Source organism: Pseudonocardia thermophila (assembly GCF_900142365.1).
In the GTDB taxonomy this organism is placed as follows: domain Bacteria; phylum Actinomycetota; class Actinomycetes; order Mycobacteriales; family Pseudonocardiaceae; genus Pseudonocardia; species Pseudonocardia thermophila.
The window spans coordinates 56,498-75,644 of sequence record NZ_FRAP01000024.1 but is presented as its reverse complement, the minus strand read 5'-3'; the positions used below and the strand labels follow the sequence as shown (position 1 = coordinate 75,644).

General features: G+C 73.2%; 21 protein-coding genes. 7 read left to right on the top strand and 14 right to left on the bottom strand.

Going from position 1 to position 19,147, the window contains the following annotated elements:
- Window positions 1–24: 24 nt before the first annotated feature.
- Together BUE41_RS25835 and BUE41_RS30935 are read right to left on the bottom strand one after the other, a co-directional pair.
- Window positions 25–1,581 carry an HAD family hydrolase gene (locus BUE41_RS25835; RefSeq protein WP_073459922.1) on the bottom strand — a complete coding sequence of 519 codons (1,557 nt, stop codon included), beginning with the start codon at window positions 1,579–1,581 and terminating at the stop codon, window positions 25–27.
- The gene (locus BUE41_RS30935; protein WP_159444968.1) at window positions 1,581–1,736 is read right to left on the bottom strand and encodes a hypothetical protein; all 156 of its coding nucleotides are present in this window, start codon (window positions 1,734–1,736) and stop codon (window positions 1,581–1,583) included. The genes BUE41_RS25835 and BUE41_RS30935 overlap by 1 nt, the downstream gene beginning before the upstream one ends.
- A gap of 88 nt (window positions 1,737–1,824) precedes the next feature.
- On the opposite strand from BUE41_RS30935, the gene BUE41_RS25830 reads away from it, so the two are divergent.
- Window positions 1,825–2,328 (top strand): MauE/DoxX family redox-associated membrane protein, encoded by a 504-nt coding sequence (locus BUE41_RS25830; protein WP_073459921.1) that lies wholly within the window; start codon window positions 1,825–1,827, stop codon window positions 2,326–2,328.
- A 3-nt stretch (window positions 2,329–2,331) separates the two neighbouring features.
- Window positions 2,332–3,012, top strand: coding sequence for a DsbA family protein (locus BUE41_RS25825; RefSeq protein WP_143172357.1), 681 nt, complete (start codon window positions 2,332–2,334; stop codon window positions 3,010–3,012).
- A gap of 19 nt (window positions 3,013–3,031) precedes the next feature.
- Here BUE41_RS25825 and BUE41_RS25820 read toward each other — a convergent pair whose 3' ends face one another.
- From BUE41_RS25820 to BUE41_RS25800, 5 genes are all read right to left on the bottom strand, one after another.
- Window positions 3,032–3,535, bottom strand: a complete 504-nt coding sequence (locus BUE41_RS25820) for a pyridoxamine 5'-phosphate oxidase family protein (RefSeq protein ID WP_073459920.1) — start codon at window positions 3,533–3,535, stop codon at window positions 3,032–3,034.
- Window positions 3,536–3,817: 282 nt separating this feature from the next.
- A complete protein-coding gene (locus BUE41_RS25815; protein WP_073459919.1) occupies window positions 3,818–4,240 on the bottom strand; it encodes a hypothetical protein in 423 nt (140 codons plus the stop codon).
- A 117-nt stretch (window positions 4,241–4,357) separates the two neighbouring features.
- A complete protein-coding gene (locus BUE41_RS25810; protein ID WP_073459918.1) occupies window positions 4,358–6,337 on the bottom strand; it encodes a YhgE/Pip domain-containing protein in 1,980 nt (659 codons plus the stop codon).
- Window positions 6,334–7,080 carry a P-loop NTPase family protein gene (locus BUE41_RS25805; protein ID WP_073459917.1) on the bottom strand — a complete coding sequence of 249 codons (747 nt, stop codon included), beginning with the start codon at window positions 7,078–7,080 and terminating at the stop codon, window positions 6,334–6,336. Before BUE41_RS25805 ends, BUE41_RS25810 begins: the two co-directional genes overlap by 4 nt.
- Before the next feature lies 1 nt (window position 7,081).
- Window positions 7,082–7,690: a TetR/AcrR family transcriptional regulator gene (locus BUE41_RS25800; RefSeq protein ID WP_073459916.1), complete on the bottom strand. Its 609-nt coding sequence runs from the start codon at window positions 7,688–7,690 to the stop codon at window positions 7,082–7,084.
- A 109-nt stretch (window positions 7,691–7,799) separates the two neighbouring features.
- Here BUE41_RS25800 and BUE41_RS25795 point away from each other — a divergent pair, with 109 nt between their 5' ends.
- The gene (locus BUE41_RS25795) at window positions 7,800–8,522 is read left to right on the top strand and encodes a sulfite exporter TauE/SafE family protein (RefSeq protein WP_084755842.1); all 723 of its coding nucleotides are present in this window, start codon (window positions 7,800–7,802) and stop codon (window positions 8,520–8,522) included.
- A 66-nt stretch (window positions 8,523–8,588) separates the two neighbouring features.
- Here BUE41_RS25795 and BUE41_RS25790 read toward each other — a convergent pair whose 3' ends face one another.
- From BUE41_RS25790 to BUE41_RS25770, 5 genes are read right to left on the bottom strand one after another with little or no spacing between them, the layout of a single operon-like run.
- Window positions 8,589–9,623, bottom strand: coding sequence for an ABC transporter substrate-binding protein (locus BUE41_RS25790; RefSeq protein ID WP_073459915.1), 1,035 nt, complete (start codon window positions 9,621–9,623; stop codon window positions 8,589–8,591).
- Window positions 9,624–9,668: 45 nt separating this feature from the next.
- Window positions 9,669–10,739 carry an ABC transporter ATP-binding protein gene (locus tag BUE41_RS25785; RefSeq protein ID WP_073459914.1) on the bottom strand — a complete coding sequence of 357 codons (1,071 nt, stop codon included), beginning with the start codon at window positions 10,737–10,739 and terminating at the stop codon, window positions 9,669–9,671.
- Window positions 10,736–11,533, bottom strand: a complete 798-nt coding sequence (locus tag BUE41_RS25780) for an ABC transporter permease (RefSeq protein WP_073459913.1) — start codon at window positions 11,531–11,533, stop codon at window positions 10,736–10,738. Before BUE41_RS25780 ends, BUE41_RS25785 begins: the two co-directional genes overlap by 4 nt.
- Window positions 11,530–12,423, bottom strand: coding sequence for an ABC transporter permease (locus BUE41_RS25775; protein ID WP_073459974.1), 894 nt, complete (start codon window positions 12,421–12,423; stop codon window positions 11,530–11,532). The genes BUE41_RS25780 and BUE41_RS25775 overlap by 4 nt, the downstream gene beginning before the upstream one ends.
- Window positions 12,424–12,448: 25 nt before the next feature.
- Window positions 12,449–13,183, bottom strand: a complete 735-nt coding sequence (locus BUE41_RS25770; RefSeq protein WP_073459912.1) for an IclR family transcriptional regulator — start codon at window positions 13,181–13,183, stop codon at window positions 12,449–12,451.
- A 311-nt stretch (window positions 13,184–13,494) separates the two neighbouring features.
- On the opposite strand from BUE41_RS25770, the gene BUE41_RS25765 reads away from it, so the two are divergent.
- Window positions 13,495–14,568, top strand: coding sequence for an extracellular solute-binding protein (locus BUE41_RS25765; protein ID WP_159444967.1), 1,074 nt, complete (start codon window positions 13,495–13,497; stop codon window positions 14,566–14,568).
- A gap of 126 nt (window positions 14,569–14,694) precedes the next feature.
- The gene (locus tag BUE41_RS25760; protein WP_084755838.1) at window positions 14,695–15,099 is read left to right on the top strand and encodes a CBS domain-containing protein; all 405 of its coding nucleotides are present in this window, start codon (window positions 14,695–14,697) and stop codon (window positions 15,097–15,099) included.
- Here BUE41_RS25760 and BUE41_RS25755 read toward each other — a convergent pair.
- Window positions 15,096–15,593: a DUF1707 SHOCT-like domain-containing protein gene (locus BUE41_RS25755; RefSeq protein ID WP_073459909.1), complete on the bottom strand. Its 498-nt coding sequence runs from the start codon at window positions 15,591–15,593 to the stop codon at window positions 15,096–15,098. The genes BUE41_RS25760 and BUE41_RS25755 overlap by 4 nt on opposite strands.
- A 68-nt stretch (window positions 15,594–15,661) precedes the next feature.
- Here BUE41_RS25755 and BUE41_RS25750 point away from each other — a divergent pair, with 68 nt between their 5' ends.
- Window positions 15,662–16,144: a deaminase gene (locus tag BUE41_RS25750; RefSeq protein ID WP_234997583.1), complete on the top strand. Its 483-nt coding sequence runs from the start codon at window positions 15,662–15,664 to the stop codon at window positions 16,142–16,144.
- A gap of 60 nt (window positions 16,145–16,204) precedes the next feature.
- Window positions 16,205–17,341: a glycoside hydrolase family protein gene (locus tag BUE41_RS25745; protein ID WP_143172356.1), complete on the top strand. Its 1,137-nt coding sequence runs from the start codon at window positions 16,205–16,207 to the stop codon at window positions 17,339–17,341.
- A 135-nt stretch (window positions 17,342–17,476) separates the two neighbouring features.
- Here the strand turns inward: BUE41_RS25745 and BUE41_RS25740 are convergent, their stop codons facing one another.
- A complete protein-coding gene (locus tag BUE41_RS25740; protein WP_073459907.1) occupies window positions 17,477–18,877 on the bottom strand; it encodes an RNA polymerase sigma factor in 1,401 nt (466 codons plus the stop codon).
- Window positions 18,878–19,147: the final 270 nt, after the last annotated feature.

The window sequence follows — 19,147 nt, the reverse complement described above, 5'->3', positions numbered from 1 at the left end:
GATTGATCCGCACCTCCCGGGCGCTCACCGGCGCAGCCGCAGCGCGTTGAGCACGACGGCCGCGGTGACACCAGGGCCCACCACGGCCGCCAGCAGCGGGTGGATCAAGCCGGCCGCGGCCACCGGCAGCCCCACCAGTGCTGCGCCGAGCGCCACTGCCAGCCCGATCTCGGCGGTCCCGGTGATCCGCCGCGCGAGGCGCAGCGCGCCGGGCAGCGCCTCGGGCGCCCCGGCGGGCAGGCCGATGCCGCGGACGCTCGGCGCGCCCACGGCGACCGGCAGATCGGCTGCCTCCAGGTGCGCGGCCCCCGGGCCCGCGACGACCGCCACGGTGTGCCCGTCGGCCCGCAGCCGGCGCACGACCGCCACCTTCGCGGCGGGTCCGGCGGCGGGCAGCACCACGTCGACGTCGAGCCCGTCGGCCAGGGAATCCGCCTCGTCCGCGGCGGTCAGCAGCACCGGGATCAGTCCCAGCCTGCGCAGCTCGGCGACGACGGCCGCGGCGCCGGGATGGCGGCCCGTCTCGACGGTGAAGCCGGCCCGCACCTGCCCGTCCCACACGACGACGAGATCGGGCGTGCCCAGCGCGTCGGGCACCTCCACGCCGAGCGCGGCGGGCGGGCCGAGCGCGACGTGCCGGGCGCCGGTGGTCGCGCGGACGCTGCCCGCGGCGTCGACGGCGAGATCGCTCACCGACGGCGGGAACGCGGCGGCGCCGGCCAGCGCGGAGATGCGGGCGTCGGGGGAGTGCCCGGCGAGCGCGGCGGCGACGGCGAGCGCGTCACCCTCGGCGGTGCCGCGGGCGACCGTGATCCCGGTGACGGCCACCGGCCGGTGCAGCAGCGCCCGCCCGAGGACGATCGTGTCGACCGCCGCCGCGGCCGGTGCCGCTTCCTCCCCGACGACCACGCCGGTCGCGGCGGCGCGGCGCAGGCCCGCGGCCACGGCGACCGGGACGGCCTCGGTGACCGCCAGTGGAGCGGCGATCGCCAGCACGGCGAGCCCGGCCGGCACAGCCACCGTCGGCAGCTCCGCCCCGCACCAGAACCCGGTGGCGGCGCCCGTCAGGCACAGCGTCACCGGCCCGTACCAGCGCCCGGCCCAGCGGGCGGTGCGCGCCGGAGGGAACGCCTCGCCGGGATCGTGGTGCTCGACGCGGGGCAGGTACCGGCGCAGCGCCAGCCCCGCACCCGCGACGACCACGGCCACCTCGAAGTAGATCTGCGCGGTCACGCTCGCCCGCGGAGCCAGCAGCTCCACCGGGTGGGTGTGCTCGGTGGTCCCGGCACCGGCGAAGAACATCGCCCACAGCGACCACCCGTACGCCCAGGCCACCGCGAGCGCGGTGACCACGTCCGGGCCGGCGTCGCCGCGGCGCAGCCCGCGCAGCGCGGCGCGGTGGATCGGCCACGCACCCCACGTCGCGACGGGTGTGGTGAGCACCAGCGCCGTCCACTGCCAGTACGGGTACTGCAGGGGCGGCACGACCGCGAGGACGAGCACGGGCAGGCCGAACCCGATCACGGTGACCAGGCGCGTCCACTCCCGGTCCGCGGGAGCCGCCGCGGTGACCGTCGCCATCAGTGGTGATGCCCGCCGGAGGCCGGGAGGTCGTACGAGGGCGGGGGCAGCGCCGGTTCGGCCAGCCTGCCCAGCTGCCAGCCCGCGCCCGTGCACAGCGCGATCGCGACCACCAACAGCGCCAGCCGGCGCACCGCGGACGTCGAGCGGGGCATCCGCAGAGCCTACGACGCCCACCGCCCCGGACGGGTGAGATCGGTGCGACCCGGGAACCGGACGGGCTCCGCGCACGACCCACAGGGTATGACCCGTGTTCTGGCGACCCTCGCCCGCCTGCTGCTCGGCGGGGTGTGGCTGTGGGCCGGCCTGGCGAAGGTCACCGATCTGGACGCGTCGGTGCGGGCCGTGCGTGCCTACGACCTGCTGCCCGAGGCCGTCGTGCCGATCGTCGGCGCGGCGCTGCCGCTGGTGGAGGTCCTGCTGGCGCTGCTGCTCGTGGCGGGGATCTTCGTGCGGCCGGCGGCGATCGCGTCGGCGGTGCTGATGGCGGCGTTCGTGATCGGGATCGCGTCGGCGTGGGCCCGCGGGCTGCGGATCGACTGCGGATGCTTCGGGTCCGGCGGCCTGCTCGCCGCCGACGAGGAACCGCAGTACGGCTGGGAGTTGATCCGCGACGGCGGGCTGCTGCTCGTCGCGCTGCTGCTCGCCTGGCGACCGGCGAGCCGGTTCGCGCTCGACGGGCGGCTGGCCGGCCGTGCGGTCGAGGACGAACGAGGGCGCCGCGCGGTCGGCGTCGGGACGGAGTGAGGAATGGGCGCTGCACAGCGCACGGTGAACATGCGCAAGACGATCGGCCGCCGCGGACCGTCCGGGGCGACGATCGCGGCGATCCTCGTGCTCGTGCTGTTCGCCGGTGCCGTCGGGTTCGGCGTCTGGTACGCGCAGCGATCGGCCGAGTCCGCACCAGCGCCGGCCGGGACCGTCGTGGGCGGGATCGTCGTCGGCGATCCCGCCGCACGCCACACGATCGACGTCTACCTGGACTTCCTGTGCCCGGTCTGCCGCGCCTACGAGGTGCAGTCGGGTGCCACGCTCGACGAGCTCGTCGCGGAGGGCACGGCGAAGATCGTCTACCACCCGATCGCGATCCTCGACCGGCTCTCGTCCACGCAGTACTCGACCCGGGCCGCGGCGGCGGCCGGGTGCGCGGCCGACGCCGGGGTGTATCCGCAGTTCGCGAAGCTGCTCTTCGAGAACCAGCCGCCGGAGGGCGGTCCGGGCCTGCCGGACTCGCGGCTGGTCGAGCTGGCCCGCCAGGCCGGTGCCCCCGACTCGATCGAGCAGTGCGTCGCCGACGGGACCTACCGCGGCTGGGTGGAGAACTCGACCGACGCGGCGTCGAAGGCGGGGGTGAACGGCACCCCGACCGTGCTCGTGGACGGACAGCGGATCCCGCTGACCGACCAGGCGCTGCGGGCCGCCGTCCAGTGACCGGCCGCTCCCGGGACTGCTAGGTGAAGCGGTAGCGGGTCTGGCGGTAGGGGCCCTTGCCGAAGGCGAACGCCGTCGTCGGGTCGAGCCGGAACACCCAGGCCACACCGCCGGGCCCGGTGAAGCCCTCAGCGCCGACGTCGAAGTGCCAGTCGGCGCCGTACTTCTTCTCCCAGGCGGTGGCGAGCTCGGCCAGCCGGGCCGGATCGGTGACCCGGTGGGCGACGCACTCGACGACCACGTCGGTGCCGCCCACCAGGTCGTTCCGGCCGGTCGTGAGCGCGACCCGCGGGTTGGCCGCGATGTTGCGCGCCTTACGCTCGGCGGCGCCCGTGCAGACGTGCAGGGCGCCGTCGTCCCAGACGGCGAGCAGCGGCGTGACGTGCGGGCGGCCGTCCGGGCGGACGGTGGAGATCCAGTACAGCTCGGCGGTGGCCAGGATCCGCTCCGCCTCGGCCCACTCGGTCGGCGGGGCGCCCGGCTCGCCGTAGCGGGGATCGGGATCGGTCAGGGGTGCGGTCACGACGGTCCTCCTCGGGTCGGTGCGCGAGGGTGGACCGGCCGGACCGCCCGGACTCATCGGTGCGGCGACGGTGTCGTCGGCCGAGGGCAGGGACGGCGAGTGGCAGGAGAGCCGCAGCGTTGATCGCGCCCGGCCCTCCGTCGCCGAGCGCGGCTCACGCGCTCCCCGCGTCGAGGACGGCTCCGCAACCGACCGGGCTCGCGGACCGGTGGGTCGTCGAGGTGCTCCTCCGGTGCTCGTGCCCTCGTCCCTCAGGCGCTTCGTTCCGCAGCTCCCCGGGCGTCAGCGGCGGTAGGCGTACCGGCTCCGGTCGTGCCCGTCGTGGTCGTGCGCGCGGGCCGGGCCCTGTTGGCGTCCGTGCGCGCGGGCGTCGCACCTGAGGGTGCCGTACCCCACCGCGGCGTACCGGTGCGCCCGCCGCGCCCGGCGCCGGGCCGCCCAGAAGTGCGCGATCACGAGCACCGTCACGGTCATCGCGAAGAGCGACATGACGACGGCGGCGAGGACGTCCCCGGCGTGCACCCCGTGGCTGCGGGTGAGCTCGACGACGACCGGCCCGATCTTCGTCTTGGCGGCGACGGCGAGCGTGACGAGTCCGGCCAGCGCCCAGGCGCACAGGACGACCAGCGTGTGGCCCACCCCGGAGGGGCCCCGGTACCGGCGGGCGCAGGGAGTGGTGCGCGACGGCGCGTGGCCGGAGTCCATGAGCACGACGCTATGGGGTCGCCGGCGGGACGGCCACCGTTCTTGGGGAAGGTTTGCGCGCTTCTTGCCATCTTCTTGCCTTACCGATCCGTCAGGTCGCGCACGTCGTCGCGCAGGTCACAGCACCAGCTCGGGGCGGACCTGCGCCGGGGTCCACACGCGTCGCGCCCGTGCGGCGTACGTGGCCAGGGCGAGCCCGGCGACCAGCCACACCAGCACCACGCCGGTGTCGCCGGCGACGCGCATCAGCTCGCCCCCGTACATCAGCTGGCGCAGCCCGTCGATCACGTAGCTCATCGGTAGCGCGTAGTGCAGCGGGTAGAGCGGGTCGGGGATCGTCTGCCACGGGAACGTGCCGCCCGCGCTGACCAGCTGCAGCACCATCAGCACGAGACCGAGGAACTGACCGGTCGCGCCGAGCAGGGCGTTGAGCCCGTGGACGACGGCGGTGAAGCAGGCCGAGGCGAGCCACATCAGGCCCAGGGTGAGCACGGGGTGCACCGGCTCGATGCCGAGCCCGAGCATCAGCACGAGGTAGAGCACGGTGGTCTGCACCATCCCCAGCAGCGCCGCCGGCAGCCAGCCGCCCAGCGCCACCCGCCACGACGGCTGGTTCGCTGCGATCGCGCGGGTCGACAGCGGCTGCAGGAGCAGGAACAGCACGTAAGCGCCGATCCAGGCGGCCAGCGTCATGAAGAAGGGAGCGAGCCCGGCGCCGTAGTCGGCGGCCTCGTTCTCGGCGACGTTCCGCACCGCGAGTGGATCAGCGATGGTCTGCGCGGTGGCGGTGCGGGTGTCGTCGTCGAGCGCCGGGACGCCCGCCATACCGGACTCCAGCCCGTCGTGCAGCTGGGCGGCCCCGTCGGCGAGCTTGCCGACGCCGGAGGCCAGCTCGGCCGCGCCGTCCTTCAGCGCGACGGCGCCGTCGAGCGCGGACTGCTCCCCGTCCTTCAGCGCGGTCGCCCCCTCGTGGAGCTGGTCGGCACCGTCGGCGGCCTGGGCGATGCCGGACGCCAGCTGCGGGGCGGCGTCGGCGAGCTTGCGGGCACCCGCGGCGACCTGCTCGGAGCCGTCCGCGAGCTGGGACAGCTGGTCGTTGACCTGCTGGAGCTTCGTGTTGCCGGCGAGCAGCTCCTGCCGCAGCGGCTGCAGCTTCGCCAGTGCCTTGTCCACCTGCTCGTCGGTGAGGCCTGCGGCGACCAGTTCGCTGCGCAGCTCGTCGTCGGCGGAGGAGATCCGGTCGGCGATCTTCTGCGCTACCCCGGCCACGGTCGCGCCCGCGTCGGCGATCTTCCGGTTGCCGGCTGCGACCTGCTCGGCGCCGTCGGCCAGTGCGTCGGCGTCGGAGGGGAGGGTCTTCGTGCCGTCGCGGAGCTGGCCGAGACCGTCGGCGAGCTGGGCGGCTCCGGACTCCAGCTGGGTCGCCCCGTCGAGCAGCTGCCGGTGCCCGTCGGCGAGCCGCCCGGCCCCGGAGGCGAGCTGGTCGGCACCGTCGCGAGCGGTGCCGGCCCCGGAGGCGAGCTGGTCGGCACCGTCGGCGGCCTCGCCGAGCTTGTCGTGCACCGTCGCGAACCCGGTGAGGAACCGGTCGGCGGCCTCCGTGCCGACCTGCTCGGCGACCGCGTCGTGCACCCGGGAGGTGAGCGTGCCGGCGATGGTGCGGGCGAGGTAGTTGTTCGCGTCGTTCGTGGTGAGGACCAGCACCGCCTGGCGGGGCGTGAAGTCCGCGGTGGAGGTGAGGGCCTCGCTGAAGTCCGCCGGCAGGGTCAGCGCGAACGTGTACGTCCCGGTGCGCACGCCCTCCTCGGCCGCGGCGGCGTCGATCCGGTACCAGTCGAACGCGTGCCCGTCGAGCAGCTCCTGCGCGACCTCGGCGCCGACGTTGCGCACGGTGCCGTCGGGCTGGCGCACACCGGTGTCCTCCACGACGAGCGCGGCCGGGACGTCGTCGAGCTTGCCGTACGGGTCGCGGTTGGCGTAGAGGTACAGCCCGCCGTAGAGCAACGGGATCAGGCACAGCGCGACCACCGCCAGCTTCGGCAGCCGACCCGCGGTGATGCGCCGCAGCTCGGTGATGGCCAGGCGGATCGAGGTCACGACCCGCTCCTCTCCTCGGAGTCCGCGGCCAGGACCGCGGTCGGTTCATCGGTACCGGCCCGGTCCGCGGGTCCTGGTTCCTCGGCGAGCTCGGGTTCCTCGGCACGGATCGTCGTCGGCTCGCCGGGCTCGGCGGCCCCGATCACGGCCGGTACGGCGTCGAGCAGCGCGCTCGCGACCTCCTGCGCCGTCACGATCACGGCCAGGCCCTGCCCGGCGTGCTCGCAGGCGACTGCCCACCAGTCCTGCGGCAGCACGCCGTGCCGGTCGGGCGAGGTCAGGACGAGCGCCCGCACGCCCGGCCGGGCGGCGGCCAGTTCGGTCGTCAGCCGCAGCCGCAGCGGCGCGGGCACGTCTTCGTAGCGGGTGCGGGCGTGGGGGAGGGCACCGCGCTCGTCGAGCCACGCGGCGACGGCGGCGCGCCCCGCGCGCCGGCGGGCCATCGCCAGCTCCTCGCCGATGACAATGGCCAGCGGCAGCGCTCCGTCGGGCTCGGTGACCCCCGGCGCATCGACGATCGCGACGGTCCGGCGCAGCACGTCCGGGGCCGGTGACCCGTCGAGCAGCACTCGGCCGGTGCTCGGCTTCATCCGCCCGGCGGCGGCCAGCGCCAGGGCGGTGTGGCCGGCCCCGGCGGGGCCGACCGCGAGCTGCGCCTGGCCGCTGCGCAGCGCCAGCGAGGTGGGCCGCAGCAGGGGCGAGTGGGTGCCGTCCACCGCCACCGAATCGAGCTCCCAGCGCACGTCAGCCTCCGTCCACCTGGGCGGGCAGCAGCAGCGACAACGCCCCTGCGACCTCGTCGACGCCGACGGCGGCGGGATCGGCGCTGCGGTCCAGCACCAGCCCGCTGACGGCGGCGAGCACGAGCAGCGCGGCGTGCTCGGGCCGGCCGGCGACGCGCTCGGCCAGGGCCGGGTCCTCGGCGGTGGCGGCGGTGATCGCGGTGGTGAGCGCCTCCCGCTGGGCGCGCCGGACCTGGGCGTACGCGCTGCGCAGCTCGGGGTGGCGCAGCGCGTGGACGGCGAACTCGGTGAGCAGCAGGCTCCACCGCGACTCGCCGACGACCGCCTCGGCCAGTGTCTTCGCCATGGGGGCGCCGGCGGCGACGGTGGCCATCGCCCGCTGGGCGATCTCGGCGGTGCGGCTGCGCACGACCTCGGCGAACAGGTCGAGCTTGGAGGCGAAGTTCGAGTAGACGGCGCCCTTGGTCAGCCCGGCCCGGCGGGCGACGTCGGTGAGCCGGGCGTCGGCGTACCCGGCCTCCAGGAACACCTCGCTCGCCGCGTCCAGCAGGCGCGTGCGGACGTCGCTGCGGCTCGGGCGCGGGGTCGGCGGCGGATACGTCTCGTTCACGTACCCAGGGTATTGAGTACCAGAGGTATTGACCAAGCCGGAGCCTCGAACGTCACAGACGGAGGCGGGTGCGCGGCAGCGGGAAGGGTGGGAGGTAGCGTTCCACCACGTGCTGCCGGAGCCGGACTTCGTGATCATCGGCGGGGTGGCCGCGCTCGTCGGGGCGATCGTCCAGAGCAGCGTGGGGCTCGGGGTGGGTCTGGTCGCCACACCGATCGTGACCCTGATGTTCCCCTCCCTCATGCCGGGCTCGATCCTGATCGCCGCCACCGTGGTGCCGTTGCTGACCTTGTCCAGGGAGCTGCGCCACGCCGACCTGAGAGGGCTGGGCTGGGCGTTCCTCGGCCGGGTGGCCGGAACGCCGCTCGGTGTGTGGGTGGTGGCCGCGGTCTCGACGCAGGTGCTGGGTGCCGTGGTCGGCCTGGTCGTGCTGGCGGCGCTGGCGGCCAGCGCGTGGTCGACCCAGGTGCCGCGCAACCCCGTCACGCTCACCGCGGCGGGGATGGTGGCGGGCGCCACCGGGACCGCCACCGCGATCGGTGGTCCGCCGATCGCACTGCTCTACCACCGCGAGAGCGGCCCGCGCGTGCGGGCCACGCTGGCGGTGTTCTTCGTCGTGGGTGCCCTGCTGTCGGTGCTGACCCTGGCCGTCACCGGTGAGCTCCCGGTTGTGCAGGTGACCGCCGGGCTGGTGTTGACCCCGTTCGTCGCGGCCGGCTTCTGGTTGTCCGGCCCGCTGCGCCGCTACCTGGACGCCGGCCGCATGCGCGTCGCCGTCCTCGTCGTCGTGGGTGCCTCGGCGCTGACGCTGATCGGACGCAGCCTGCTCTGAAACGGGAACGACCGCCGTGCTGCGTCCCCCCAGGACGCCACAGCACGGCGGTCAGGCCGGTGTCGGCTACTTCTTCGCCCGCACCTCCTCGAGGACGCTCCCGTCGATCAGCACCTCGAGCTGTTCCCGGGTCCGCGGGGCGCGGCCGTCCTTCTCCGCGAGCCACTGCTCCTCGGCGACGAGGACGTCGAGGAGATCGTCCGGCAGGTCGCAGGGGAAGTGGTGGTGGTGCCACGACTCGGCGATGAGCTCCAGCGGCTGCCCGGTCCGCTCGGCCAGCAGCGCCTGCATCTCCGCCGGGTCCTCCTCGGCGGCCCGGCAGCCGTCGACGACCGCGCGCAGGAACTCCACGATCCGGGCCCGCTTCTGCGGGTCCACGAGGTCGCCGGCCTTCGCGTTGAGGCTGTAGACCTCCCGGTAGGAGCCCTGGGGGCGGAAGGTCACGACGTCGTCACCGAGCGCCTTCACGGCCCGCTCCGACTCGGGTTCCCAGATCGAGATCGCGTCGACCTCGCCGTTGATCAGGGCGTCGGCCGTGGCGGGTGCGGTGAGCGAGGTGATCGTGACGTCGTCCTCGGTCAGGTCGGCGGTCCGCAGCACGTCGCTGAGGAAGACGGCGGCCGAGGTGTTGGCGAAGGTCGCGATGCGCTTGCCCTTGAGGTCCGTGGGGCCGGTGATCCCCGCCGACTTGCGGGCGACGATCCGGTACAGCCCCTCGGTGACGGTCATGACGATGCGAGCGTCGTCGTGCTCGAGCGACATCCGCAGGGTCTGTGTGCCGGCGTTGCCGGCGAGGTCCGCGGTCGCGGACGTGACGGGGGCCGAGCCGCTCGCAGCGCGCCCGCTCACACCGCTGGAGAGCTGGTTGTCCTGGGCGTTCCACAGGTTCGGCACGCCACCGCTGGCGGTGACGACCGTGCCCGGCGGAACCTTCTTCGCAGCCAGCAGGACGGGTCCGAACTCCAGGACCGAGGCGTGGCCGACCACGCTGAGCGGTTCCGGGGGCGGGGCGGGATCGGCGGAACGCTCGGGTCGTGGGGACGAGCCGCACGCGGCGAGCGTGAGTGCGACGACGGGGCCCAGCAGGAAGGCCTTGCGCATGGACCGTTCTCCTCGGTGATCCGACGGCTACGGGGCATGGGAGGGTCAGGGCGTCACGAAGGCCTGCGACGGCAGGTCCCACGCGGCGCGGACGTCGTCACCGACGCGCACCTGCACCGCGTCGGTCGAGGGGAGGACGGCGGCTCCGGCGCGGCCGTCGGGGAAGGCGAGATCGATGCGCGAGGTCGGGCCGAGGCGGGAGACGTCGGTGACGATCGCGCCGACCGAGTTCCAGCCGGGCGGCACCTCGCCGGGCGCGAACACCCGCGTCCGCTCCGGCCGGACGACGAGCACGGCCTCAGCGGGGTGGTCACCCTCCCCGGTGCGCCACTTCTCGTCGTTCCACGCGTAGGTGCGGGGATCAGCGAACCGGCCCGCGAACGTGTTCGCCTCGCCCAGGAAGTTCGCGACGAACAGCGTGCCCGGGTCGTCGTACAGCTCGGCGGGCCGGCCCATCCCGTCGATGCGGCCCTCGTCGAACACCGCGATCCGGTCGGACAGGTACATCGCCTCGTCCTGGTCGTGGGTGACGAAGACGAACGTCAGCCCGACCTCCTGGTGCAGCTTCTTCAGCTCCAGCTGCAGCTGCGCGCGCAGCTTGCGGTCCAGCGCGCCGAGCGGCTCGTCGAGCAGCAGCACCGGCGGCGAGAACACCAGGGCCCTGGCGAGCGCGACCCGCTGCTGCTGGCCGCCGGAGAGCTGGGCGGGGCGGCGCCGTTCCAGCCCGGCCAGCCCGAACCGCTCGACGATGTCGAGCACGAGCTTGCGGATCTCGGCCTTGCTCTTGCCGCGCTGGCGCAGCGGGTAGGCGACGTTGTCGAAGACCGACATGTGCGGGAACAGGGCGTAGTTCTGGAAGACCATGCCGAACCCGCGCTTGTGCGGCTGCAGCCCGGTCAGGTCGGTGCCGCCGAGCAGGATCGACCCGGACGTGGGCGGCACGAACCCGGCGATCATGTTCAGCGTCGTGGTCTTGCCCGACCCGCTGGGCCCGAGCAGGGTGATGAACTCACCGGGATCGATCGTGAGGTCGATCCCGGCCACCGCCGCAGGGCCGTCGCCGCCGTAGTGCTTGACGAGCTCGCGGATCTCCAGTCGTCCCGCACGTGCGTTCATGCGCCGCTTCCACTCCTCTTCTCCGACCGGCGGGTCCAGCCGATCTGCGCCACGAGGATCACCGCGCTGACCACGACCACGAGGACGGTCGACGCGGCCGAGATCGTCGGGTCCGCCGCCTCGACGACGGCGTTGAACATCTGCACGGGCAGGGTCACGGTGCGGGGGCTCTGCAGCAGGAGCGCGATCACGAGCTCGTCGAACGAGGCGACGAACGCGAACACGCCGCCGGCGACGATGCCCGGCAGGACGAGGGGGAACGTGACCGTGCGGAACACCGTCGCGGGCGTGGCGCCGAGGCTCAGCGCGGCGGCGGTGAGGTTGCGGTCGTAGCCCTGCAGCCGGGCGAGCACCGCGATCAGCACGAACGGCACCGCGAGCGCGGTCTGCCCGAGCACCAGGCCGAGGATCGTGCCGGACAGGCCCATCTGCAGGAACATCCCGTAGATCGCCAGCGCGATGAGGATGTTCGGGATCACCAGCGGCGCGGAGAGCGCGCCCGCCCCGATCAGCCGCAGCCGCGCGCCCAGGCGCATCAGCCCGAACGCCGCGCCGGTGCCGATCGCCACGGCCATCGGCGTGGAGAGCACCGCCACCTGCAGCGACACCATCACCGCGTCGCGCCAGCCGCGGTCCTCGACGAGGTTGCGGTACCACCGCAGCGACCAGCTCGGCGGCGGGAACTGGAACGTCGAGCCGCCGGTGAGGCTCATCGGGATCAGGAAGAGCGTCGGGACGGTCAGCAGGGCCGCGACGCTGCACACCACGATCCAGAGCAGCGGTGCCCGCCTCATCGAGCCGCCTCCTTCCGCGCGGTGGCCCGGCGGGACACCCACCGCGACAGCAGCGCCATGGCCACCGTGACGATCAGCAGGAAGATGCCGATCGCGTCGGCGCCGGCGAAGTCGAGGACCTGCTCGACCCGCGCCATGATCAGTTGGGCGATCAGCGTCTGCTGCGGCGACCCGAGCAGCGCCGGGGTGATGTAGAAGCCGAGCGAGAGGATGAACGCGAGCGCCCCCGCCGCCACCAGCCCGGGTGCGGCCAGCGGCAGGTAGACCTGGCGGAACGCCCGTCCGCGGGTGGCGCCGAGCCCCTGCGCGGCGTCGACCAGCCGCCGGTCGATCTGCTCCAGGGATGCGTAGAGGGGCAGCACCGCGAACGGCAGCAGGACCTGCGACATCGCGATCAGCACCGCGGGCGTCGTGCCGAGCAGGGGGTAGTCGATGCCCAGGGTCGCCTTCAGGAACTCGTCGACCAGCCCGCCGCGCTGGAAGAGGATCATCCAGGCGAAGTTCTTGGCCAGCGCGCTGGTCCAGAACGGGATGAGCACGATCGTGAAGAGCACGGCGCGCACCCGCGGGCTGCACACCGTCATCGCGTACGCGTACGGGAACGCCATCAGCAGGTCGAGGACGGCCACGCCGAGCGCCACCAGCAGCGTCCGGGTGAGGACGCGCAGGGTGTAGCCGTCGGTGAACAGCTCCGCGTAGTTGTGCAGCCCGATCGTCGGCTCGGTCACGCTGACGACGACGATGCGCGCGAGCGGGTAGACGAACAGGGCCAGCGAGGCGATCACCGCGGGCGCGAGCAGGAGCGCCGTCGCGGTCCGCGAACCGGTCGTCCGCCCGGCCGCACGCACCGGAGCAGCGCGGCCGACGTCGAGGACGGCGGTCGTGGTCATCATCGACTCCACTTCCGGGTCGGGGTCAGTTCACGGCGATGCGCGACACCGCGTCGGTGAGTCGCTCGACGAGCACGTCGTCCTCGTCGTCGGGCATGAAGACGGTCATCCCGATGACGGCGAGCGTGGCGACGATCGTCCCGTCCGCGGTGCGGACGGGCGCGGCGATCGTCTTGACGCCACCGCCCGGGTAGACCTGGCGGGCGACGAGCAGGTCACCGATCGGGATCAGGCCGTCGTCCAGGACCCGCAGCCGGCCACCCACGCGCCGGGACCGGGCGTGGTGGGCGGCGAACAGGCGCGACTGCGCGGCCTCGGGCGGCAGCGAGCGCCCGACCTGCACCGACAGTGTGGTGAACCGGCTGGTGTCGGGCACGACCCGGGCGACGACGGGCGCCTGCCCGCCCCACACGCTGAGCACCACCGTGCTGCGGACCTCCTGCACCAGCTCGTGCATGACGGGGCCGGCGGCCTCGACCACGCCGAGCCGGGCCAGCGCGAGCGTCCCGATCCGGCAGAGCGCGGGCCCGGGTTCGTAGGTCGTGACGTCGCGTCGTCGGAGAAGCCCGCGCTTCTCCAGCGACGCGAGGTATCGGTGCGCGGTGGACCGTCCGACACCGAGCACCTTGGCGGTGGTGGCGGTGTCGAGCGAGGGCGAGCCGGGGTCCAGGCACTCGAGCAGGGTGGCGATCCGGGCGATCACCTGGATGTCTCCGCCGGGACCCTCGCCCTCGGTGCGGGCCGGTTCCGACTCGCCCACGTGACCCCTCCGCCGCGTTGCGCATTACGGGATATATGTCGCGTTATGAGCGACGGATGAGGACGGTAGCGGAGCGACCAGTCGGACGTCAATGCAAGTCAGGTGATGTTTGTCTGACAGTCCGACATCAGGTACGAATGTGCGCACGCGTGTGGAGCGTGCAGCCGCCAGGCCCCGCCGCCGCGCGACGGGCCCACTGTGCAGGAGGTTCTCCTGTTCGTCTTGCGAACAATGTGTTCGCGATGCAGAGTGTCATCCCGTCGTCCGACCGAGCGAGCGGGACCTCGGACTCGACGAGGAGGAGTGGGGCAATGAGGCCGACGAAGTTGGTGTCCGCGGCCGTCGTGGGTGTCGTCCTGGCGACGACCGCGGCCTGCGGATCGGGGTCCGGTGCGGACCCGTCCGCACCGGCGGGTCCGGACACGGTCATCACCTGGCAGACCACCGGTGGGGAGGCCACCGAGAACGAGAAGAAGGCGTTCCAGGAGCCGTTCACCGCGAAGACCGGCGCGACGTTCGACAACGTGACGTCGCTGAACTACATCAGCCAGCTCCACACGATGGTCGAACAGGGCCAGACCGTGTGGGACGTCGTGCACACCGGGTCGTACCTGGCCAAACAGCACTGCGGGACGCTGTTCGAGACCGTCGACCTCAGCCGGTTCCCGGTCGACAAGGTGCCGGAGGGGACCGTCACGGACTGCTCGGTGCCCGCGACGAAGTACGCGACCGACTTCGCCTACGACGCATCGGTCTACACGGGGGACGTGCCGACGTCGATCAAGGACTTCTTCGACGTCGCCCGTTTCCCCGGCAAGCGGGTCGTCTACGGAGGTTCGCCGAAGGGCATCCTCGAGGCCGCCCTCGTCGCCGACGGCGTACCGCCGGACCAGCTCTACCCGCTCGACGTCGAACGGGCACTGGCCAAGCTGGGCACGATCAAGTCGGAGATCATCTTCGCGCCGTCGTTCACCGCGCTGCAGCAGAACCTGGTGAACAAGCAGGCCACCATGACGCTCACCCTCAGCGGCCGGCTGGCGATCATCCGCGACAGCGGCGCCGACCTGACGCCCGTCTGGGACTTCACCAGCTGGGACTACGACGCGTTCGTCGTGCCCAAGGGGGCGCCGAACGCGGCGGCGGCGAAGGAGGCGATCGCGTTCGCACTGGAGCCGGAGCAGCTGCGCACCTTCGCCGAGCTGAGCGGTCTCACACCGGTGCGCGACGACATCGACCTCAGCACGGTGGAGTTCACCGAGTCCGGGAAGCTGTTCAACCCGTTCCTCGAGGGCGACCACGGCACCGTGGTGCTGCAGGACCCCGACTGGTGGGCGAAGAACCAGGCCGCGGCGGCGGAGAAGTGGACCGCCTGGCAGGTCGGCTGACCTGACCACGCCGGTGCGCCGCCCGCCCGGGTCCTTCCGCCGTCGCGTCGCGGGCCCCTGGCCCCTGCCGTCCCGGCCCCTCCGGGCGCACGCTCGGGCCAGGTGGACCGCGAAGGGGAACCGACGATGAGAGCGCGTGACGTGATGAGCAGCCCGGTGATCACGGTGAAGGAGGACACGCCGATCGAGGCCGCGGCGGCGTTGCTGGTCTCGCACGGGTTCACCGCGGCGCCGGTGCTGGACGAACAGGGCCGTGTGGTGGGCATCGTGACCGAGGCCGATCTCCTGCGCGGCAACGTCCGGCCCGAGGGCTGGCCGGCCGAGGACCTGCGCGGGAAGCGGGTCTCGAGCGTCATGACGCGCACACCGACGAGGTTCGGCCCGGAGGACGACCTGGCCGACGTCGCCGAGATGATGCTCGAGGAGCGGTTCCGGTCGGTGCCGATCTTCGACGACGGGGAGCTGGTGGGGATCGTCACCCGGCGCGACATCCTGCGCGCGGTGGCCCGCCGTGAGCCGGTGCAGCCCTAGGCGCCCGCCTGGATCACCGGCATCGCCCGCTCGTCCGGGTCGCGCTGGGTGATCCGCAGGGTGCCGAACAGCAGGTGCACGCCGACCTTCACGACCGGGGTGCCGTGGGTGGGCGGGGCCGCGTCGACCGCGATGTCCTGCGTGCCGCCGAGCGACATGCCGCGCACCTCGACGGCGACACCGGCGGGCACCGTGAGGTTGACGTCACCGAACAGGCAGGTGCCGTTGATCTCCACGACCCCGTCCGGCTCGGCGTTGCGGATCTCCACGTTGCGGGAGCCGAACGCCGTGAGCGAGCGCAGCCACGTCCGCGGCGACCGGCCGGTCCGTTCGCGGGACGGCACGAGCCCGGCCGTCGCGCGGGCCAGCTCGCCCGCCGTCTCGGCCTGCCACGCCGTGCCGACGCGCGCACTGAACTCGTCCAGGCCGATGCGGCCTTCACCGCACGCCGTCTGGAGCAGCTGAGCGACCCGGGAGCGATCGTCGTCCGTCACGGACACGGTCCTCGACAGGGGCCTCACCATGGGCCGGATGCTAGTGCCCCGGACGGAGCGCCCGCAGGGTGTCCGGCGACCCGGGCTACGGTGGCGGGGTGCAGGACGACGGCCGCTGGATGCGTCTGGCGATCGAGCTGGCGCACCGCAGCCCACGCAGCGACGCGGCGTTCGCCGTCGGTGCGGTGATCGTCGACGCGGAGGGCAGGGAGATCGCCCGCGGATGGTCGCGGGACGTCGACGGCCAGGTGCACGCGGAGGAGTCCGCGCTGTCCCGGGTCGCCCCGGACGATCCCCGGTTGTCCGGCGCCACCCTGTACTCGACGCTGGAGCCGTGCGGGCGGCGAGCGTCGCGGCCGCGGACGTGCGCCGAGCTGATCGTCGCCTCCGGCATCCGCCGCGTCGTGTTCGCCTGGCGGGAGCCCGACGTGTTCGTCACCGGCGCGCAGGGGATCGCGGTGCTGGCGGCGGCCGGGATCGAGGTCGTCGAGATGCCGGAGCTGGCGGAAGCGGCCCAGGAGCCCAACCTGCACGTGCTGCCCCCGGTGTAGCGCCCGATCGGGCGGGTGAACCTCGCCGTCGCCCGCCCTCGGCGCTGAGAAGGTGGCGGCATGGCGGCGGGCTGGAGCGCACGCGTTGTGGCCGTGCTCGTGACGATCGTCGCGCTCGGGGTCGTTCCCGCGACCGCGCACGCGGCGCAGACCCCGGCCGGGGTGACGATCACCGGGCTCGACCTGCACGACGGCACCATCGTCGAGGTCGACGGCGTGTTCCACTTCTACGGGACGATGTACGGCTGCGGGTTCACCTGGGGCGCGCCGTCGCCGTGGTGCGGGTTCGGGGTGTCGCGGGCCCGCAGCCTCTCCGGTCCCTGGACGGCACCGGTGCGGCTCTTCTCCCCGGACGAGGTCAGCCCCTCTGCGCAGCGGACCTGGCAGGCGCTCTGCGGCGACACCGGGCTGGGCTGCTTCAACCCGAGGATGGTCCGCCGCTCCGGCTGGGGCCCGGACGACGGGGCGTGGCTCCTGTGGTTCAACGCACCAGCCGACCACGCACGGGAGCGGGCCAACGCCTACTACGTGCTGCACTGCGCGGGTCCGACCGGTCCGTGCGGGGGCTCCGGCGAGGCCGTCGTGAAGCCCGCGCTGCACGTCTGCACCGGCAACGGCGACTTCTCGATCGTGCCGGACGATCCACGTCCGCCGGTGATGCTGTGCACGATGGCCGACCAGACGCTGTCGTCGGAGCGGCTCACCCCGTCCGGGACCGGGGGAGCGGGGGACGGGCGGCACCGCCTCGCCGGCATCGTGCGGACCGAGGCCCCGGGCGCCTACCGCGATACCCGCACCGGGTCGTGGATCATGACCTACAACGATCCCAACTGCGGGTACTGCACCGGCACCCCGACCAGCTACGCGATCGCGACCGCGCCGGACGGCGAGTGGACCGCGCCGGGCAACGAGAACCCGGACTGGGGCGCCCCGCCGTTCGGCCGCCGCGCCATCTCCGCGACCTCCTGCGGCGGGCAGGGCCGCACGGTCGTCACCCTGCGCGGGCAGGCCTACCAGCTCATCGACCTGTGGCTGGGCACAGCGAACGAGACCGGCGCCGGGATCCGGCTGGAACCGCTCATCTACCTGGGGGAGAGCCCGCCGGGGAAGCCGCTGGCCGCGTTCGTGCCGTGGACCTGCGGCGCCGGGGCCGAGGGGCACGGGCAGCGCGGCGCGGCCGCACCGCTGCCCCTCTGAACCGGTGTCGGAACCGGCCCTGGAGAGCAACGAACGGCACTCTCGTCCACCCTGAGTGGACGAGAGTGCCGTTCGTCGCGATTCAGTGTGGGGCCAGTGTGGATCCAGTTGTACCGACGGGAGCGGTCGGTCAGCTCAGTCCAGGTAGTCGCGCAGCACCTGCGACCGCGACGGGTGCCGCAGCTTCGACATGGTCTTCGACTCGATCTGGCGGATCCGCTCGCGGGTCACGCCGTACACCTGGCCGATCTCGTCGAGCGTGCGCGGCTGGCCGTCGGTGAGGCCGAACCGCAGGCGCACCACACCGGCCTCGCGCTCCGACAGCGTGGCGAGCACCGACTGCAGCTGGTCCTGCAGGAGGGTGAAGCTCACCGCGTCGACCGCGACGACGGCCTCGGAGTCCTCGATGAAGTCACCCAGCTGCGAGTCGCCCTCGTCGCCGATGGTCTGGTCGAGCGAGATGGGCTCCCGGGCGTACTGCTGGATCTCCAGCACCTTCTCCGGGGTGATGTCCATCTCCTTGGCGAGCTCCTCGGGCGTGGGCTCGCGCCCGAGGTCCTGGAGCAGCTCGCGCTGGATGCGGCCGAGCTTGTTGATGACCTCGACCATGTGCACCGGGATACGGATGGTGCGCGCCTGGTCGGCCATCGCGCGGGTGATCGCCTGGCGGATCCACCACGTCGCGTAGGTGGAGAACTTGTAGCCCTTGGTGTAGTCGAACTTCTCGACTGCTCGGATCAGACCGAGGTTGCCCTCCTGGATCAGGTCCAGGAACGCCATCCCGCGGCCGGTGTACCGCTTGGCCAGCGACACCACCAGGCGGAGGTTCGCCTCCAGCAGGTGGTTCTTCGCGCGCTCCCCGTCGCGGACGATCCAGTTGAGGTCTCGGCGCAGCTGCGGCGAGAGCTTCTCGCCCGACTCGGCCGCCCGGCGCAGCCGCTCGGCGGCGTAGAGACCGGCCTCGATCCGTTTGGCGAGCTCGACCTCCTCCTCCGCGTTGAGCAGCGCGACCTTGCCGATCTGCTTCAGGTAGGCGCGGACCGAGTCGGCCGAGGCGGTCAGCTCGGCGTCCTTGCGCGCCTGCCGCAGCGCCTCGGACTCCTCCTCGTCCCAGACGAAGTCGCTGGACGACTTCGACTTCGAGCTCGACCGGCGCTCCGACGTCGTGGCGACCGGCTCGCCGGAGGCGATCGCCTCGTCGTCCTCTTCCTCGTCCTCTTCCTCGTCGTCGTCCGCGTCGGCGACCTCGTCGTCGTCGCCGACGAGGTCGTCGAGCTCTACGTCGACGTCCTCGAGGTCACCGTCGACGAGGTCGCCGTCGAGCTCGGGCTCGTCGACGTCGTCGGTCGGGCCGGCCTTCTTGGGACTGGTCTTGGCCTTGGCCTTGGCCCCCGCCTTCCGGGGTGCACGCACAGCCTTGCTGGCGGTGGTGGTCGAGGTCGCGGCCGCCGACACCCGGCGGGGTCGACGCGCGGGAAGGGCCGCCGTCGAGTCGACGGCGTCCTCGGTCCGGCTTGCGGAGTCTGCGGCTGCCACTAGGCCCTCTCGCTGCTGTCAGATCTGCCGTTCGAACGGGCCTGCCACCGTAGCCGAGGTGATCTCGACACATGGACGAGGGCCTGTCGGACGACGCTCTTCCAGGCCTCATCGGGGGCGGTCCCGTGTGGGGTACCGCACCATTGTAACTGCGGGTGCGGGGCCGTACCCGTCTCGCCGTCCGGGCGCGTCCGACCCCCGTCGAACGGCGCATCACGACTGTGGTCGGATGGCGGGGTGGACGTGCACGCCGGCGACGGGACCAGCAGG

Coding starts and splice junctions, on each gene's coding strand:
- BUE41_RS25765 (WP_159444967.1), top strand. CDS start 13,495: ATGAGGCCGACGAAGTTGGTGTCCGCGGCCGTCGTGGGTGTCGTCCTG.
- BUE41_RS25745 (WP_143172356.1), top strand. CDS start 16,205: ATGGCGGCGGGCTGGAGCGCACGCGTTGTGGCCGTGCTCGTGACGATC.
- BUE41_RS25760 (WP_084755838.1), top strand. CDS start 14,695: ATGAGAGCGCGTGACGTGATGAGCAGCCCGGTGATCACGGTGAAGGAG.
- BUE41_RS25835 (WP_073459922.1), bottom strand. CDS start 1,581: ATGGCGACGGTCACCGCGGCGGCTCCCGCGGACCGGGAGTGGACGCGC.
- BUE41_RS30935 (WP_159444968.1), bottom strand. CDS start 1,736: ATGCCCCGCTCGACGTCCGCGGTGCGCCGGCTGGCGCTGTTGGTGGTC.
- BUE41_RS25775 (WP_073459974.1), bottom strand. CDS start 12,423: ATGACCACGACCGCCGTCCTCGACGTCGGCCGCGCTGCTCCGGTGCGT.
- BUE41_RS25785 (WP_073459914.1), bottom strand. CDS start 10,739: ATGAACGCACGTGCGGGACGACTGGAGATCCGCGAGCTCGTCAAGCAC.
- BUE41_RS25790 (WP_073459915.1), bottom strand. CDS start 9,623: ATGCGCAAGGCCTTCCTGCTGGGCCCCGTCGTCGCACTCACGCTCGCC.
- BUE41_RS25780 (WP_073459913.1), bottom strand. CDS start 11,533: ATGAGGCGGGCACCGCTGCTCTGGATCGTGGTGTGCAGCGTCGCGGCC.
- BUE41_RS25830 (WP_073459921.1), top strand. CDS start 1,825: ATGACCCGTGTTCTGGCGACCCTCGCCCGCCTGCTGCTCGGCGGGGTG.
- BUE41_RS25825 (WP_143172357.1), top strand. CDS start 2,332: ATGGGCGCTGCACAGCGCACGGTGAACATGCGCAAGACGATCGGCCGC.
- BUE41_RS25815 (WP_073459919.1), bottom strand. CDS start 4,240: ATGGACTCCGGCCACGCGCCGTCGCGCACCACTCCCTGCGCCCGCCGG.